An 18,213-nucleotide genomic window follows, 5' to 3' on the forward strand; every position below is an offset into this window, starting at 1 on the left:
CACTGTATTGCATGGCATAACAATACCCGGTCGGCGTAGCCTGAAAGATGGCGAAGGCTGGATGGATACCTAAAAAGCGCCGCATTTTCTCCCCATTCCTCCTTTACGCGGGGCAAAGTCTGATGTGACGGGGTACCAGGTCATGAGCGCAGAAACGCAGCACCAAACCGGCGAAAACGACATTGCTATCGTCGGCATGGCCGCGCATCTTCCGGGTGCAGAGAACATCCAGCGCTACTGGGACAATCTGCGTGCCGGGCGCAGCGCCATCCGCCGGCTCTCCGAAGAGGAGCTGCTGGAGGCGGGCGAGGATCCCGGCCTCATCCGTCACAAGGATTACGTGCCCTTCGCCGCGCCGCTCGACGATTTCGAGATGTTCGATGCCGAGTTCTTTGGGTTCTCTCCGAAAGAGGCGGCGATCATGGATCCGCAGCACCGGCAGTTCCTCGAAACCGCTTGGGAGGCGCTGGAAAACGCCGGCCATGTGCCCGAGAGCTTCGACGGTCAGGTCGGTGTCTTCGCGGGCTGCGGTATGGGCAGCTATTTCTATTTCAACGTCTGCTCGAACCCGGATCTTGTCGAGAATACCGGCATGTTCCTGCTGCGCCATACCGGCAACGACAAGGATTTCATGACCACCCGGCTGAGCCATGTGCTCGATCTGCACGGGCCGTCGATCAACCTGCAAACCGCCTGCTCGACCTCGCTCGTGGCCACCCATTACGCCGCGCAGGCGCTGCTCAATGGCGAATGCGACATGGCTCTCGCCGGGGGCGTGACCATCGAGCTGCCGCAGGGCCGGGGCTATCTCTACAAGGAAAACGAGATCCTCTCGCCCGACGGGCAATGCCACGCCTTCGACCATCGCGCGCAGGGCACGGTGTTCGGTTCCGGCGTGGGGGTCGTGGTGCTGCGGCGGCTGGCGGATGCCATTGCCGACGGCGATCACATCTGGGCGGTGATCAAGGGCACCGCCGTGAACAATGACGGCGCGCAAAAGGCCGGCTATCTGGCGCCTTCCGTCGACGGGCAGGCGCAGGCGGTGGCCGAGGCGCAGGCGGTGGCGGGCGTGAGCTCCGACAGCATCGACTATGTGGAATGCCACGGCACCGGCACCTATCTGGGCGATCCCATCGAGGTCGCAGCCATGACCCAGGCCTTCCGCGAGACCTCGGCCGCCGTGGGCCATTGCCGCATCGGCTCTGTGAAGACCAATATCGGCCATCTCGATACGGCGGCGGGCGTCGCGGGCCTCATCAAGACCTCGCTGGCGCTGCATGAGGGCGAGATCCCGCCCTCGCTGGGCTATGAGGCGCCGAACCCGGCGATCGAGTTCGAGACTTCGCCGTTTATGGTTAACGACACACTCACACCCTGGCCGACAAGTGATCATCCGCGCCGCGCCGGGGTGAATGCGCTGGGCGTCGGCGGCACCAACGCGCATGTCGTGCTGGAAGAGGCGCCCGCGCAGGCGCCCTCCGAAGACAGCGACTGGCCGTTTCAGATTCTGACGCTGTCGGCGCGCAGCAAGGGGGCGCTCGACGAGGGCGCAAGGCGTCTCGCTGCGCATCTGCGCGCCCATCCCGAGCAGCCGCTCGCCGATATTGCCTGGACGCTGAAGGAAGGCCGCCGCGCCTTCGAGAAACGCCGCATCGTGGTGGCCGAAAGCCACGAAGAGGCCGCCTGCCTGCTGGAAGAGGACGCCCCCCGCCGGGTGCATTCGCATTCCGCGCTGGACCGGCCGGACGTGGCCTTCATGTTCCCCGGCGGCGGCGCGCAATATGCCGGCATGGCGCGCGATCTCTACGAAACCGAGCCGGTCTTTGCCGAATGGATGGATCGCGGGCTCGATACGCTGGCCGAGATCTCCGACCATGACATCCGCGCGCTCTGGCTTCCCGAAGAGGGCGCCCGCGAAGACGCGGACGCGGCGCTCACCCGCCCCTCGCTGCAACTGCCGCTGATCATGATCAACGAATACGCGCTGGCGCAGCTCTGGATGAGCTGGGGCGTTCAGCCCGTTGCGCTGGCAGGTCACTCCATGGGCGAGAACACCGCCGCCTGCCTCGCCGGGGTCATGAGTTTCGAGGATTGCATCGGTCTCGTGCATCTGCGCGGCCGGCTCTTCGACAGCGTGCCCGCCGGTGGCATGCTTTCGGTCAACCTCACCGCCGACGCGCTTCAGCCCTATCTCGGCGAAGAGCTCGACCTCGGCGCCGTCAACGCGCCCGAGCTGACCGTCGCCTCCGGGCCGCAGGCGGCGCTCGACGCGCTGGAGAAGCGGCTGAAATCCGAGGGCATTGACTGCCAGCGCATCCAGATCGACATCGCGGCGCATAGCCGGATGCTGGAACCGATCCTCGACCAGTTCCGCGCCTATCTGCGCTCCATCGACCTTTTCGCGCCGCAGATCCCGCTGACCTCCAACCGCACCGGCACGCTGATGACCGCAGAGCAGGCGACCTCGCCCGATTACTGGGTCGAGCATCTGCGCGGCACCGTGCATTTCGCCGACTGCATCGGCACGCTGGCAAAGCCCAACCGCATCTTCCTTGAGGTCGGCCCCGGCAAGGCGCTTTCCGCACTCGCCCGCCAGCACCCGGATGTGCCGGGCCAGCAGGTACTCTCCTCGCTGCGTCACCGCGACGATATCATCGCCGACGACAAGCATATGTTCGAAGTGCTGGGCCGTCTCTGGGCGCTGGGCGCGCAGATCGACTGGGATCAGATCTGGGGCGATGCGCGGCGCAGCCGCGCGGTGCTGCCGTCTTACGCCTTCCAGCGCGCCCCCTATTTCATCGCGCCGGGCCAGCGGCAGGCCGAGACCGCACCGCAATATCTGATGCGGAGTGACGATGTGTCGGGCTGGGGCTGGAAGCCGGTCTGGCGTCCGCGCGCGGCGGAGGTCGAGGTCGATGTGGCCGAAGGGCTCGCGGATGCCGAACCGCAGTGCTGGCTCATGTTCATGGACGAAGCGGGGCTTGCCGCCCGCGCCGCCGCGAAACTGAAAGCCGCCGGTCACACGGTGGTCGAGGTGCGGCCCGGCGACAGCTTTACCCGGCTCTCGGATACGTCCTATCTGCTCGCCCCGGAACGCGGTCGCGAGGGCTATGACCTGCTGGTGCAGGATCTGGCGCTGCGCGGCCATGTGCCGACCCGGATCGCGCATTTCTGGCTGGTGACCGAGGGCGAGAGCCACCGCCCCGGATCGAGCTTTTTCCACCGGGTGCAGGAGCAGGGATTCTATTCGCTGCTCTTCCTCGCCCAGGCCGTGGCCGAGGAAAACCTGCCGCGCCCGCTGCATCTGACCGTGGTCACCAGCGGCGCCGCACGGCTGCGCGACGAGGCGCTGCCCTACCCGTCGAAAGCCACCATTGCCGGGCCCGCGCGCGTGATCCCGCGCGAGCTGCCGGGCGTGTCGGTCTCGACCCTCGATCTTGCCCTGCCCGCGCCTGTGCAGGGCGGGTTCTTCACCCGCAAATCCGCCGAGGCCAAACACGAGGCCGCGCTTGAGGCGCTGAGCCTTCAGGTTCTTGAAGAGCTGCTGTCCGAACCCGCCGATACGATTGCCGCCCTGCGCGGCGCGCGGCGGTTCGAATGTGCGATGAAGCCGGTGGCGTTGCCTGACGCTGCGCCGGTCGCCACCGAAGGCGGCACCTATCTGATCACCGGCGGCTTTGGTGGCATCGGCCTGACGCTGGCGCAGGAGTTTGCGGCCAAGGGCGCCAATCTGGTGCTGGTCGCCCGCAACGACCTGCCCGAGCGGTCGCATTGGCCCGACTATCTCTCGCGCCACGCGCCGCAGGACAGCACCGCCCGCCGCATCCGCGCTGTGATGGCGCTGGAAGAGGCCGGCGCCGAGGTGATGATCGCCGCCGCCGATGTCTGCAACCTGACGCAGATGCAGCGGGTGAAAGACACCGCCGAGGCCAAGTTCGGCGCGATCACGGGCGTGATCCACGGCGCCGGGGTCATCGACGACGGCCCGCTGCTGACCAAAAGCCCGGCCTCGGTCGAGGATGTGTTCACGCCCAAGATCCACGGCACCCAGGTGCTGGGCGAGCTGTTCCCGGACGGATCGGTCGACTGGATGGTGCTCTTTGCGTCCTCCTCCACCGTCACCGCGCCCGCGGGACAGGTGGATTACGTCGCCGCCAACGAATATCTCAACGCCTTTGCCCAGGCCCGTGCGGGCGGCCAGACCCGCGTCGTGGCGATCAACTGGGGCATCTGGAATGAGGTCGGCATGGCCGCCGAGGCCGTCGCCGCACGCCGGGGCGAGGTGCCCAAGGCGCCGGTCGAGCCTGCGGGCGTGCCGATGCTGGATCAAAAGACCTTTGACGCGCAGGGCAACCGGCTCTTCACCGCCAGCTATTCCGCCAGCGACTGGTTCATCGACGAGCACCGCACCAAATCGGGCGACGCGCTGCTGCCCGGCACCGGCTATCTGGCGCTGGCCGCCGAGGCGCTGCGCGCCCAGAACGAGACCGGCGGGTTCGAGATCCGCGATCTGACCTTCCTGCGCCCGCTGCGGGTCGCCGATGGTGGCGCACGCGAGATGCGGCTGCGGCTGTCGCGCCGTGACGAGGGCTATAGCTTTGACGTGCTGGCCGATGCCACGCTGGCGGGCAAGCGCGGCTTTGCGCTGACCGCGCAGGGCACTCTGGCGCTCATGCCGATGCGCCGCCCCGACCCGCTCGACCTCTCCGCGATCCGTGCCCGCTGCGGCAAGCCGCTGCTCGCCGAGCCGGGCGCCAGGCTCGCCGCCGCACAGGAGGTGCAGCTGCAATTCGGTCCGCGCTGGAAGGTGCTGGACAGCCGCGCATTGGGCAAGGGCGAGGGCATCGCCGAGCTGTCGCTGGCGGACAGCGCCCGCGCCGATGGCTGCCTGCTGCACCCCGCGCTGATGGACATCGCGACCGGCTGGGCCATGGAGCTGATCGACGGTTATCAGCCCACGCATCTCTGGGTGCCGCTCTCCTACACCCGCGTCCGTGTGCATGCGCCGCTGACCGAGCAGATCGTGAGCTGGGTGCGCAACGCCGCCGAAAACCGCGCCGATGCCGCCACCGCCAGCTTTGACATCACGCTTTGCGCGCCCGATGGCGCGGTGCTGGTCGAGATCTCGGGCTTCACCATCCACAAGCTGGCGCAGGCCGACATCCTGCACGCCGCCCCGCGCCTCACCGCCGCCGAGCTGGAACTCGACGGGCCGCAGGACGCGGCACAGCCCCTTTCGGCCGCCGAGGAACGTCTGGCGCACAATCTCAGCCAGGGCATCCTGCCCGAAGAGGGCGTCAGCGCCTTTGCCCGCGCCCTCTCGCTCGGCGCGCCGCAACTGGTGATCTCGTCGATGGATCTCGATCAGCTCGCCGCGCAGACCGCCGCCTCCACCGCCGAGAAGGGCGAGGTGCAGAAATTCGACCGCCCGCAGCTCGAAGGCGATTACGTCGCCCCCGAGAACGATATCGAGCGCACGCTCGTCGGTTTCTGGGAGGATCTTCTGGGCGTGCAGAATGTTGGGGTCGAAGACAGTTTCTTCGATCTGGGCGGGCACTCGCTGATCGCGGTGCGGCTCTTTGCCATGGTCAAGAAGGCCTATCGCATCGACTTCCCAATCTCCGTGCTGTTCGAGGCACCGACGATCCGCAAATGCGCCGCGCTCATCGCCGAGCAGGCGGGCATCGTCGCGGATGAGGAGACCGCGGACGGCACGCCCAAGGCCCCCGAGCGCCGCTTTACCCATATCGTGCCGATGCATGATGGCGAGGGCGGGCCGCGCACGCCATTCTTCCTGGTGGCGGGCATGTTCGGTAATGTGCTGAACCTGCGCCACCTCGCGCATCTGCTGGGCGCCGACCGGCCGTTCTATGGCTTGCAGGCGCGCGGGCTTTACGGTGGCGAAGAGCCGCATCGCAGCATCGAGGAGGCGGCGCGCGACTACATCGTCGAGATGCGGCAGGTGCAGCCGCAAGGCCCCTATATGGTCGGCGGTTTCTCGGGCGGCGGCATCACCGCCTTCGAAATCGCGCGGCAGTTGGAGCAGATGGGCGAGGAGGTGTCGCTCTGCGTGCTGCTCGACACGCCGCTGCCCATGCGCCGCCCGCTGGAACGCCGCGACCGGATGATGATCCAGTGGCAGGAGGCGAGGGCCAAGGGCCTGTTCTACCCGCTGATCTGGGCCCGCAACCGGATCCGCTGGGAGATTGCCAAGCGGCAGGCGAAAGACAGCACCGAGGCACAGCACAGCTTCCACAATGCCGAGATCGAGGCGGCCTTCCTCAGCGCCGTCGCGCAGTACCGCGTGCGTGCCTGGGACGGGCGGCTGGTGCTCTACCGTCCGCCGCTGGTGGGCAAGTGGACGGTGTCGCAGGGCCGCATGGTGAATTCCGAACGCGCCTATGTGATGCATGACAACGACTGGGGCCAGTTCGTGCCGCATGTCGAGGTGCACGAGGTGCCGGGTGACCACGATTCCATGGTGCTGGAGCCCAATGTGCGGGTGCTGGCCGGCCTCATGCGCGAGGCGATCACCGGGGCCGAGGCGCAGCGGCGCGGCGCGCAGGTGGTGGATTTCCCCGGTCACCGGGCAGCGGAGTGAGTGACATGCAACCGAAGCTTCTGGTCATATCGCTGAATTTCCGCACCGCCGAGATGACGCTGCGCTCGGTGCAGTTCGCGTTGCGCGAAATGCAGGGGCTCAATGCCGAGCTGGTGATCGTCGACAACGATAGCGGCGACGGCTCCTTCGAGACGATGCAGGCGGCGCTGGCCTCCGAGCCTTGGGCGCAGTGCGCGCCGGTGCGGCTGATCCAGTCGGGCCACAACGGTGGCTTTGGTGCGGGCAACAATGTCGGCATCCGCGCCGGCTGGTCCGATGGCAGCCGGCCCGATTACGTCTATATCCTGAACTCCGATGCCTTCCCCGATCCGGGCAGCATCCGCGCGCTTTACGACCATCTCGAAAGCCACCCGGCGACGGGGTTTGCCGGCAGCTATATCCATGGCGAGGACGGAGAGGCGCATATGACCGCCTTCCGTTTCCCTTCGGTTGCGTCGGAATTCGAGGGCGCCGCGCGGTTCGGGCCGTTCTCACGTTTGCTCAAGCACAAGATCGTGCCCATCGGCATCCCGCAGACCCGCGAGCGGGTCGACTGGCTCGCCGGTGCCTCGATGATGATGCGACAATCGGTGCTGGACGAGATAGGGCTCTTTGACGAGACCTTCTTTCTCTATTTCGAGGAAACCGACCTCTGCCTGCGCGCCGCCCGCGCCGGGCATGAAGTGCACTATATTCGCGACAGCGAGGTGACGCATATCGGCTCGGTCTCGACCGGGATGAAGACATGGCAGCGTATACCGGGCTTCTGGCTCGACAGCCGCTGGCATTACTATTCGAAAAACCATGGCCGGGCCTATGCGGCTCTGGCGACGCTTGCGCATGTGGCGGGCGGGGGGCTGTGGCGCCTGCGCCGGCTGGTGCAGAACAAGCCCCCGGCAGACCCGCCGCATTTCCTGCGCGATCTGGTTTTTCATGACCTCAAGGCGCTGGTCCGGCCCCTGCCGGGAAAGCGCGCGGCGGTGACCTCCCCAAAGGACGGCACCGCGTTTGAGACCCCAGCGGAGTAAGCGATATGGCCCAGTTTTCCAGTGTGGTGATCGGCAACGAATCCCTCCTCGTGCAGTGCAGCGAAAAGCTGCTGGCGGCGGGGCATCCCATCCGCGCGGTGGTGACCCGCAACGCGGATATTGCCGAGTGGGCCGAGGGGCGCGGGCTGCGCGTGATCGCGCCGGGCAAGGGGCTGGCCGAGCGGCTGGAGGGGCTGGAATTCGACTGGCTGCTGTCGATCTCCAATCTCGACATCATCCCCGCCGCCGTGCTGGCGATGCCCGCCAGGGGCGCGGTCAACTTCCATGACGGTCCACTGCCGCGCCATGCCGGGCTCAACGCGCCGGTCTGGGCGCTGATCGCGGGCGAGAGCCGGCACGGCATCACCTGGCACATGATCGAAGGCGGCGTGGACGAGGGCGATATCCTCGTCTCGCGCGGCTTTGACGTGTCGTCGAGCGACACGGCGCTGACGCTCAACACCAAGGCCTATGAGGCCGCCATCGACAGTTTCGGCGACCTGATGGAGCAGCTCGAACACGGGCTGCGGCGGGTGCCGCAGGATCTGAGCTTCCGCAGCTATCACGCGCTGGCCGACCGGCCTTCGGCGCATGGGCTGCTGGATTTCGCTAGGCCCGCGCCCGAGCTGGCGCGGCTGGTGCGCGCGCTGGATCACGGCGGCTATGCCAACCCGCTGTCCGCGCCCAAGCTGCGCGCGCATGGCAAGCTTTGGCTCGTGGGCAAGGCGGTTGCGGTCGAGGGCACTGGCGCCCCCGGCGCGGTGCTGGAGGCGACCGACGATCACCTGACCGTCGCCTGCGGCAGCGGCGCGCTCAAGATGGCGCATTTCACCCATCTCTGCGGCGCGCTGGCGCTGGTCGCACAGGTCGGCAAGCCGGGGGATGTGCTGGAGCTGCTCTCTGCCGAGGAGCGCGCGGGGGTCGATGCAAAGATCGCGCAGGTTGCGCCCAGCGAAGGCTATTGGCGCAAGCGCCTGAGCGCGCTCGCCCCGGTCGAGCTTCAGGGACTCGGCAAGAGCGGCGGCGAGTTGGTCTCGCGCCCGCTGTCGCTGGGTCCGGACGCGCTGGCGCTGGTCGCCGGCTGGGCGGCGCGGCTCGACGGGCACGAGATCTGCGATCTGGCCTATGCCGACGCGACGCTGAAAGATCTTTCCGAAGGCGGCTTCATCTCCCCCTGGGCGCCGCTGCGGGTCGAGGCGACCGGCACGGTGCAGGCGCTTTCCGAGGCCGTTGAAGCAGAGCTGGCCAAGGTGCAGAAACACAAGGGCTTTGCCACCGATCTGCCTGCCCGCGAGCCCGCCCTCTCCGGTGCGCCGCAGGTGCCGCATGTGGGCCTCAGCTTTGGCGCGGGTCCCATCCCCGGCACCGCCGTCACTGTCGAGCTGGGTGCAGACGGCGCCACGCTCTACACCGATACCGGGCGCATGCCGCAGGCGCAGGCCGAGCTGCTGGCCGCGCGGCTGGAGCTTCTGGCAGGCGCGGCGCAAGGAGAGGCTCTGCTCGCTTCCCTGCCTGCGCTGCCCGAGGCCGAGCGGGATCTGGTGCTCAACGCCTGGAACGCCACCGCACAGGACCATGACCGCAGCCTGACCATGCAGGCGGCCTTCGAGGCACAGGTCGCGAAAACCCCAGATGCCGTCGCGCTGGTTTTTGAGGACCAGTCGCTGACCTATGCCCAGCTCGACGCGCGCGCCAATCAGGCGGCGCAGGTGCTGCGTGGCATGGGGGTGCAGGCGGGCACCGTCGTGGGGCTCTTCACCCGCCGCTCGGTCGACCTGATGGTCGGCGCGCTGGGGATCCTCAAGGCCGGCGGCGCCTATCTGCCGCTCGACCCGTCCTATCCCGCCGACCGCCTGAAGCACTACATCGCCGATAGCGGCGCGCCGGTGATCGTCACGCAAGCGGCGCTGCAAGCCGATCTGCCCGAACACAAGGCCGAGCTCTTGGTCATCGACGCCGACCCGCGTCTGGCGCAGGCCCCCTCCACGCCGCTCGGTGCCACCAGCACGCCCGAAGATCTGGCCTATGTGATCTATACCAGCGGCTCGACCGGCACGCCCAAGGGCGTGATGATCGAGCATCGCAATGTGCTGAACTTCTATCTCGGCATGGATGCCAATGTTCCGCACGATCCGGCGGGCACCTGGCTGGCGGTCACAAGTCTGTCCTTCGACATCTCGGTTCTGGAGCTCTTCTACACCACCGCGCGCGGCTTTACCGTCGTGCTGACCTCGGACGAGGATCGCGGACTGATCTCCAAGGGTCCGATGCCGCTCTCGGACAGCGCGATGGATTTCTCGATCTATTACTGGGGCAATGACGATGGCGTCGGGCGCGACAAATACGCCCTGCTGCTCGAAGGCGCGAAATTCGCCGACGAGAACGGCTTTGTTGCCGTCTGGACGCCGGAGCGCCATTTCCACGCTTTCGGCGGCCCCTATCCGAACCCCTCGGTGACCGGCGCCGCGGTGGCTGCCGTCACCCGCAATATCGCCGTGCGCTCGGGCTCGGTCGTCGCGCCGCTGCACCACCCGGCGCGCATCGCCGAGGAATGGGCGGTGATCGACAACCTGACCAACGGGCGCGCGGGGCTGGCCATCGCCTCCGGCTGGCAGCCCGACGATTTCGTGCTGCGCCCGGAAAACACCCCGCCCAACAACAAGACGGCGATGATTGAGAATATTTCCCAAGTTAGGGAATTGTGGCGCGGCAATCCCGTTGCCTTTCCCAAGCAGGACGGCAGCATGCACGAGGTCGTGACGCAACCGCGTCCGGTCTCTTCCGAGCTGCCGATCTGGGTGACAACGGCGGGCAACCCCGACACCTGGAAAGAGGCGGGCAAGCTGGGTTGCAACGTGCTGACCCACCTTCTGGGCCAGTCTATCGAAGAGGTGGCGGGCAAGATCCGTCTTTATCATGAGGCGCTGCGCGAGGCCGGGTATGACCCCAAGGATTTCAAGGTCACGCTGATGCTGCACACCTTCCTCGCCGACACCCGCGACCACGCCCGCGAGGTGGCGCGCGAGCCGATGAAGGATTACCTGCGTTCGGCTGCGGGTTTGATCAAGCAATACGCCTGGGCCTTCCCCGCCTTCAAACGGCCGCAGGGGGTGAACAACCCGTTCCAGCTCGATCTGGAAATCCTCACTCCGGAAGAGCTCGACGCGATCCTGGATTTCGCCTTCGAGCGCTATTTCAATGACAGCGGTCTCTTTGGCACCGTCGAGGACGCGCTCGACCGCACCGAAGAGCTGAAGCGCATCGGCGTGGGCGAGATCGCCTGCCTGATCGACTACGGCATCGCGCGCGAGCAGGTGCTGGAGGGGCTGCGACCGCTGGCGAAGGTGGTCAAACAGGCCAATGTCGCGCCGGAGCTGGATGAAGACGATTTCTCCATCGCCGCGCAGATCCTGCGCCATGGCGTGACGCATATGCAGTGCACGCCCTCCATGGCCCGGATGATCGCGATGAACGACGAGGCGCGCTACGCGCTGTCGAAGGTGCAGCATCTGTTCCTCGGCGGCGAGCCGCTGCCCGGCGCGCTGGTGCAGGAATTCGCCAAGATCACCGAGGCGTCGGTCACCAATATGTACGGGCCGACCGAGACGACGATCTGGTCCTCGACCGAGGTCGCCAGCGCGGCGGATGGTGTGGTGAATATCGGCCTGCCGCTGGCCAACCAGCAGCTTTACGTGCTGGACGAGGCGCGGCAGCCGGTCGGCGTGGGCATGCCGGGCGAGCTGTGGATCGGCGGCGAGGGCGTGACGCGCGGCTATTGGGGCCGCGAGGAGATGACCGCCGAGCGCTTTGTCGAAAACCCGTTCCATGGCGGTCGGATGTATCGCACCGGCGATCTGGTGCGCCGCCGCATCGACGGCAGGATCGACTTCATCGGTCGTGTCGATCATCAGGTGAAACTGCGCGGCTTCCGCATCGAGCTGGGCGAGATCGAGGCGGTGCTGGAGGATCAGCCGGGAGTCACCCAGGCGGTGGTTGTGGCGCGCGAGGATCAGCCGGGCGATCTCCGGCTGGTGGGGTACTACACCTCCGAGGCGCCGCTGAACGAGGCGACGGTCAAGGCCGCGATGAGTGCCGATCTTCCGGCCTTCATGGTGCCGACGCATCTGGTGCGGCTCGAGGCCTTCCCGCTGACGCCGAACAAGAAGGTCGATCGCAAGGCGCTGCCGGCGCCGGTGGCCAGGAAGGTCGCGGCACCGAAACCGTCGGCGGCCCCCGTGGTGCAGGCCGCGCCCGCTGTCGCCGCGGGCAAAGTGCAGGACAGCGGCAGGCTTCAGGCGCAGATCGCGGAGATCTGGTCGACGGTGCTGGGTGTGGCCGATATTTCGGGCCGTGACAGCTTCTTCGATCTGGGCGGGCATTCGCTGCTGGCGGTGCAGGCGCACCGCTCGATCCGCGATGAGCTGGGCGCCAAGGGGCTATCGATCACCGATATCTTCCGCTTCCCGGTGTTGGAGGATCTGACCGCGCGCGTCGCCGCGCTGACCGATCCCGCTGCCGCGACCCCGCCCGTGCGCGCCAAGGCGCCGGCGCCGGTTGCTGCGCCCGTTGTGGCGGCGCCGGAACCGGTGGCCGTTCCCGCCGCAGCCCCCGCGCCGGCCCCTGCCGTCAATGACCGCGCGCAGGCCCGCTCCGACGCCATGGCCCGCCGCCGCGCGATGCGCGCACGGCGCAGCGCCTGAGCGGATGACGCCCGACGCCCTCGCGGCGGAGATATCGCAGCTCGGCCTGCCCGAAGGGCTCGGCTGGGCCGTCACCACCCCCCAGACAGATCCCGGCGCGCTCTTCCCCGAAGAGCGCGCCGCCATGCAAAAGGCGGTGCCCGCGCGGCTGGCGGAGTTCACCGGCGGACGGGTCGCGGCGCGGCGGGCGATGGCGCAGCTTGGCCTCACGCCGGGGCCGGTCGCGATGGATCCCGACCGCGCGCCGCGCTGGCCCGAGGGTCTCGTCGGCAGCATCACCCATGCGGCCGGGTTCTGTTTCGCTCTGGTTAGTCATATTTCGGACTGGCGCGCCATCGGGGCCGATCTGGAACGCGACGCGGCACTGCCCGACGAGATCGTTGCGGAAGTCGCCACGCCACAGGAACTCGCCAGCCTCGCGCCGCTGCCCGCTCGCAAGGCCGCCGCGCGAATCTTCAGTGCCAAGGAAGCCGCCTATAAGGCGCAATATCCGCTGACCCGGTGCCTCTTTGGATTCGACGCGATGCAGGCGGATCTGCCCGCCGGAGAAATGCGCATGATCCGTGACACCGGCCCCGGGATGGGCGCTGCCCTGCCCATGCGGCAGCACCTCCTGCCCGGGTTGATCCTGTCGCTTTGCCTCATGCCAGCAAACAGCTGACAATATGTCCAAAATGCGGCCTGAAATTCCGTTTCGGAGACGGACTGTTTCCCCGAATTCGGGCAAAAAAGATGGCGGGAAAGAGGCAATTTGGTTAAATTACGTCAAGAAAGCGCCTCTTTCCTAGTGCATCTGCGGCGACGTTTGCAGAACGTGTATGGGCTCTTTCCGAACGCAGGGTGGGGGCCACACGTTGCGGGAGTAACGAGATGAACCAGTTTCAGTCGATGGGCGAAGTGTTCGCAGCACTGCGGCGCCGTGCCCTTCTGATCTTTTGCGTGACCGTTCTCGGATGCGTCTTGTCCGTGTGGCTCGCCCTCAACCAGACCAAGATTTACGAGACCACCGCGGTGGTGCAGATCGAAGAGGCGCAGGTGCCGGATTCTCTGGCAGGCGCCACGGCGCAGTCAGAAGATGCCGCGCGGCGCGTGCGCCTGATCGAACAGCGCCTTATGTCCCGGGACAATCTCATGCGGATCATGCAGGAACACGCCCTGTTCACCGCCGATCCCCACATGACTCTGAACGAACGCGTGTCGCTCATGCGGGAGTCGGTGCGGATCGAAGAGATCCGCTCGAACGCCAACGCCTTCCAGGCGCAGCAGGAAGCGCCCTCGGGCCTGCTGATCACGGTGACGCTGGACGATCCGCAGAAGGCCGCCGATCTGGCGAACGAACTGATGTATACGGTGATCGAACAGTCGCGCAACCGCAGCGTCGACCGGGCGCGCGAGACGCTGACCTTCTTCGAAGGCGAGGCAGAGCGCGTGTCGGGGGAGATCAACGCAATGGAAGCGCAGATCGCCACCTACAAGCGCGAGAACGCGGCGGCGCTGCCGGGTGGGCTGGCCTCGCTGCGCGACCAGCTTGCGACGCTCCAGGACAACCTGCTGCAACTCGACCGCGATATCGTGGCGCTCGAAGCGAATTCCAGCCGCCAGCGCGAGGAAGTGCTGGCCCGTCAGGTCGCGCTGATGCGCGAGCAGAAGGCGCTGGTGCAGAACCGTATTGCCGAGATCCAACAGACCATTCTCGAAGCTCCCGAGGTCGAACGCGAGCTGAGCGGGCTTGAGCGCAGGCTCGACGAGCTTCAGGAACAGTATGGCGTCATCACCCGGCGCAAAGCCGAGGCCGAGATGGGCCAGATGCTGGAGGACCGCCAGCAGATGGACCGGTTCGAAGTGCTGGAAACCGCGCTTGTGCCGGAAGTGCCGGCCTCGGGCAGCCGCAAGAAGCTCGCGGTGATGGGCGGCGTCGGCAGCGTGCTCGCCGGGATCGGCCTGGCCTTCGTGGTCGAACTGATGAATCCGGCGATCCGCAGCGCGGTGCAGATGGAACGGGCCCTCGGCATTCAGCCGGTGGTCGCAATCCCGGTGATCCAGACGCGCCGCGAACGGCGGGGCCGTGGTCTCGGCCTGTTCGCGCTCCTGCTGACGCTGGCTGCGGCAGTGACGGCGGTGATCCGCCTCCTCGGCGACCGCATTCCCTGGCAAATGCTGATGGAAAAGCTGTTGCCGCGTACCGCGCAGCCCTGACGGACCATCCGCTCCGACGGCTTTGATTGCCCGGCCTCCGCGCCGGGCAATGCCGTGTTCAGTAGCTGTATTTCCGCAGATTGGTACCTTCGGCCTTGTTCAGAACCGTCCCCAGAAGCGGGGTGTTCTCGCCCAGCCGGCGCTCGACCTCGCGCACTTCCTTATCGGTGGTCAGGCCACCGCCGACCACGAGAAGCACACCGTCGAATTGCGGGCGAAAGGCCATGACGTCGTCGAAATAAAGCGCCGGCGGCAGATCGAAGAGGATCACATCGGGCGCCAGGCTCTTTTCGATGGCGTTCAGCGTCTCTTCGGTGCGGGGATCCTGAAGCAGCTCCGACGCGTAGGGTTCGACCGTGCCGTTGAAGCCGAAGGCGATGTTCTGTCCGGCATGGATGTCGTTCGGGCCGAGCCGCGCAAGCTGCCGCTCCGGCGGCACGAGACCGCGCAGCATATCGCCCATGGAGCCGGGATTGCGCAGCCCCATCACCTTGTGCAGCGACGGGCGGCGCAGGTCGCAATCGAGCAGCAGGGTCCGGCAGGTTTCTTGACGCGAGAGGCTGATCGCCAGGTTCGCGGCGGTGAAGGTCTTGCCGCAATCCTTGGTCGGCGAAGTGATCGCGACCCGTTTCCAGCCATTGTCCGACAGCGCCTGCAACAGCCGCGTGCGCAGCACGTCAAAGGCGGCATGTGCCGGATCCTGACGCCCGGCGGTCACGATGCGGTTGCGCTCGAGATGGCGGGCATCGACGGAGAAGGTGGGAAGCGCGTCCCAGAGCGGTGTGGCCTGCGGCGCGGGTTTCGGCTCCGTTTGCGGTTCCGGCGCGGCGGCGGTGGCCGGTGCGGTCTCTTCCTGCGAACGGCGCCGCGCCTCTTCGCGGGCCTTGCGGCGCTCCTCGCGGCGCTCCGCAATCGCGGCGCGGCGGGCTTCGTCTTCCTGACGGGCCGCTTCGACAGCACGCGCGGCGTCTGCCTCCTGCTGGGCGCGAAGTTCCGCCTCGCGGGCCGCGTCCTCGGCCTGCTTGCGGGCCTGTTCTTCCGCCTCGCGCTTGCGACGCGCCGCCTCGGCGCGCTGCCGCTGCACGGCTTCGAGCCGCTCCGCCGCGCGGCGGGCGTCTTCGGCCTTGCGCGCGGCCTCTGCCTTGCGGCGGGCTTCGTCTTCCTGTGCCTTGCGCGCGGCCTCTTCCGCCGCGGCGGCAGCTTCGGTCTCCGCCTTGCGACGGGCGAGCCGGGTTTCGCGGCTTTCCAGCGGTTCGATGGGCGGATCTTCGGGCTGCACCTCGGGCGCGGCCTCTTCCGAGCGTCCGAACTTGCGGCGGAACTTGCGGCGGTCGACCATGTTCATGCCCCTGAACTCCGAGCGACAAGCGCGGATCCGTGCCGGTATTCGCGGCACGTTTGCGGAGCGTAGAGTATCATAAACGCGATCATCTGCATCTGCCTGCTCGAATTACGATGCCCGGGCACATGCCGGCGCGGGAGATTGTTAACCTTTACCCGTTTAGACCAGAAGAATTTGTCGAGAATAAGGTCGATTTGGGGGCATTGTTTACCTTATCGCCGCGCTGCGTCATCCGCTCAGAAGCCGATGAGATTGGCGCGGGTGATGGCCTCTTCGACAAAAGCGGCGCGGTCGGTCTCGGGCGCCCAGTCCAGCATTTCCTTCGGTTTGCCGTTAACGAAGGGCGAGAAATGCGCCCGGCTTTTCCAGTCGGCGAGCGAGGGGCGCACCAGCCCGCGCTTGCGCAGCGCGTATTTCTTGAGCCCGTATTTCACCGCGTCCGACAGGTAGAAGGCGGTGAGATTGCCGCTGGTGACGCGGATCTTGGCGCCCAGCGCCTCATGGATTGCCTCGAAATAACCGCGCGCCGACATCATCGGCTCGCCGATCAGGTTGAAGCTCTCGCCGATGGCCGCGGTGCGGGTCGCCATGCGCACCAGCCCGTCCGCCACGTCGTCGATCAGCACGAAGGGCAGGATATTCTCGCCCGGTCCCCAGATGCGCACCGCGCCGGCACCGTGCCAGCGCCCGATGCCCCAGTGTTGCAACGGCCCGCCATGGCCCACCACGATACCGGGCCGTGCGATGGTCAGCGGCAGCCCGCGCTCGCGGTGCAGCCGCATGAGCTGGCGCTCGCATTCCGCCTTGGAGCGCGCATAGAGGTTGCGGTCGGTCATGTCGTCGGGGAACGGCGTGTCTTCGGTGATGGTTTGGCCCGGATTCGACATGTCGTAGCTGGCGATGGTGCCGGTATAGACCAGCCGCTTTACCCCGGCCTTTTCGCAGGCCATGCCGACGCGGGTGGCCACGCCGACATCGTTGATCAGCGCATCCGCCCAGGTCTTGTCCAGCGACTTGGCGAGGTTGAAGACCACGTCGATGCCCCGCATCGCCTCGGTCAGCCCGTCGAGATCGTGCAGCGACACGCCAACGGTCTCCACCTGATCGGGCAGGTCGGGGAAGGGGCCGGTCTTGCCGCGCGACAGCACGCGCACATCGTGCCCGTCGGCCACCAGGCGCCGGGTCAGCGCCCGGCCGATGAAACCGGTGCCGCCGATCACCATGGCGGTGGGCTTCGGCTGCCGGGTCTGCACGGCGGGCGCCTTCACCGCCAGCTTGTCGGCGGGCAGCAGCGCCAGCGCATCGTCGAGCGCCTGCATCACGGTCACAGCGCTTTCGCCGCTGAACCGCGCGTCCTGCGGCGCGCTCATATTGCCGTAAAGCGCGCGGTCCATGCCCCGGAAGCTCAGCGCATAGGGGCCCTTCTGGTTAAGCGAGCTGGCCTGAGCCCAGGCGTTGCGAACTCCCTCGCGCAGATGCTGACCGCTGAGATCGAGCTGTTTGCGCAGCGGGTTCACAATCAGATCCGAGGTATTCTCGCGCTCCACGATCAGCACGTCGGAGGCGAAATCGAGCCGTGCCCGCGCCGAGGAGCCGCGCAGCGTCACCGAGCGGTCGTCCTGCGTTTCCACCAGCGAGACGGTAAAGGCGATCTCCACATCGCCGGCGCGGGCGAGGATGCGGAAGCCTTGCGGGCGTGGATCGCCGCCGGGCAAATCCACCGGCTTGCTCGCCTCGGCAAAGACAATCTCGGGCGTACCGAACAGATCCACCGCAAAGCTCATCAGATGCGGCCCGACCTCGAGCAGCAGGTTTTTCGGCTCGCGCAGCAGCCAGAGGTTGAACGGCCCCGAGCGCAGCGGCGAGAGCGGAAGCGCATAGGTGATCTCGGCGGTGGAGACGCGACCCAGCGCGCCGGAGCGAACCATCTCCTTCAGCCGCTCGTAGGACGGCAGCCCGAGGAAATTGTGCCCGGCATGAAAGCGCCGGCCTGCCGCCTCGGCGGCGGCGAGGATCTCGCGCGTGTCTTCGGCGCTTTCCGCCACGGGCTTTTCCACCAGCACATGCAGCCCGGCCTCAAGGCACTGGATCGCCAGCGGCTTGTGCAGATGTGGCGGCGTCAGGATATGCACCGCGTCGCAGATGCCGCTTTCGATCAGCGCCTCGACCGATGTGAAGGGCTGCGCGCCATAAGCCTCGGCCATGCCCTTAGCGGCGGTTTCGGAAACATCGCAGATCGCGGCGACGGAGACGCCGGGCGTCGCCTTCAGTGCGTCGGCGTGCCAGGTGGCGATATACCCGGCCCCGATCAGGCCGACACGGATGGGTTCGGACATGGATCAGTCC

Annotated in this window: 7 protein-coding genes; 5 read left to right on the forward strand and 2 right to left on the reverse strand. The window is 67.1% G+C overall.

Features of this window, described 5'->3' with window-relative positions; genetic code table 11:
• The first annotated feature begins 142 nt into the window (after positions 1-142).
• The 5 genes from I6N89_RS01840 (at position 143) to I6N89_RS01860 (ending at position 14,525) form a co-directional block, all read left to right on the forward strand.
• Complete coding sequence (locus I6N89_RS01840) at positions 143-6,601, forward strand: type I polyketide synthase (protein WP_207016521.1); 6,459 nt, start codon at positions 143-145, stop codon at positions 6,599-6,601.
• A 5-nt stretch (positions 6,602-6,606) separates the two neighbouring features.
• Entirely contained in the window at positions 6,607-7,629 is a 1,023-nt protein-coding gene (locus I6N89_RS01845; protein WP_207016522.1) for a glycosyltransferase family 2 protein, read from the forward strand.
• Positions 7,630-7,634: 5 nt separating this feature from the next.
• Positions 7,635-12,329, forward strand: a complete 4,695-nt coding sequence (locus I6N89_RS01850; RefSeq protein ID WP_207016523.1) for a MupA/Atu3671 family FMN-dependent luciferase-like monooxygenase — start codon at positions 7,635-7,637, stop codon at positions 12,327-12,329.
• Positions 12,330-12,333: 4 nt separating this feature from the next.
• The gene (locus tag I6N89_RS01855) at positions 12,334-12,990 is read left to right on the forward strand and encodes a 4'-phosphopantetheinyl transferase family protein (protein ID WP_207016524.1); all 657 of its coding nucleotides are present in this window, start codon (positions 12,334-12,336) and stop codon (positions 12,988-12,990) included.
• 209 nt (positions 12,991-13,199) lie between these two features.
• A complete protein-coding gene (locus I6N89_RS01860; RefSeq protein WP_207016525.1) occupies positions 13,200-14,525 on the forward strand; it encodes a GumC family protein in 1,326 nt (441 codons plus the stop codon).
• A 58-nt stretch (positions 14,526-14,583) separates the two neighbouring features.
• Here the strand turns inward: I6N89_RS01860 and I6N89_RS01865 are convergent, their stop codons facing one another.
• Positions 14,584-15,870 carry a CpsD/CapB family tyrosine-protein kinase gene (locus I6N89_RS01865; protein ID WP_207016526.1) on the reverse strand — a complete coding sequence of 429 codons (1,287 nt, stop codon included), beginning with the start codon at positions 15,868-15,870 and terminating at the stop codon, positions 14,584-14,586.
• 233 nt (positions 15,871-16,103) lie between these two features.
• Positions 16,104-18,203, reverse strand: coding sequence for an NAD-dependent epimerase/dehydratase family protein (locus I6N89_RS01870; RefSeq protein WP_207016527.1), 2,100 nt, complete (start codon positions 18,201-18,203; stop codon positions 16,104-16,106).
• Positions 18,204-18,213: the final 10 nt, after the last annotated feature.

Origin of the sequence: Salipiger abyssi (assembly GCF_017311415.1) — a bacterium.
In the GTDB taxonomy this organism is placed as follows: Bacteria; Pseudomonadota; Alphaproteobacteria; order Rhodobacterales; family Rhodobacteraceae; genus Salipiger; species Salipiger abyssi_A.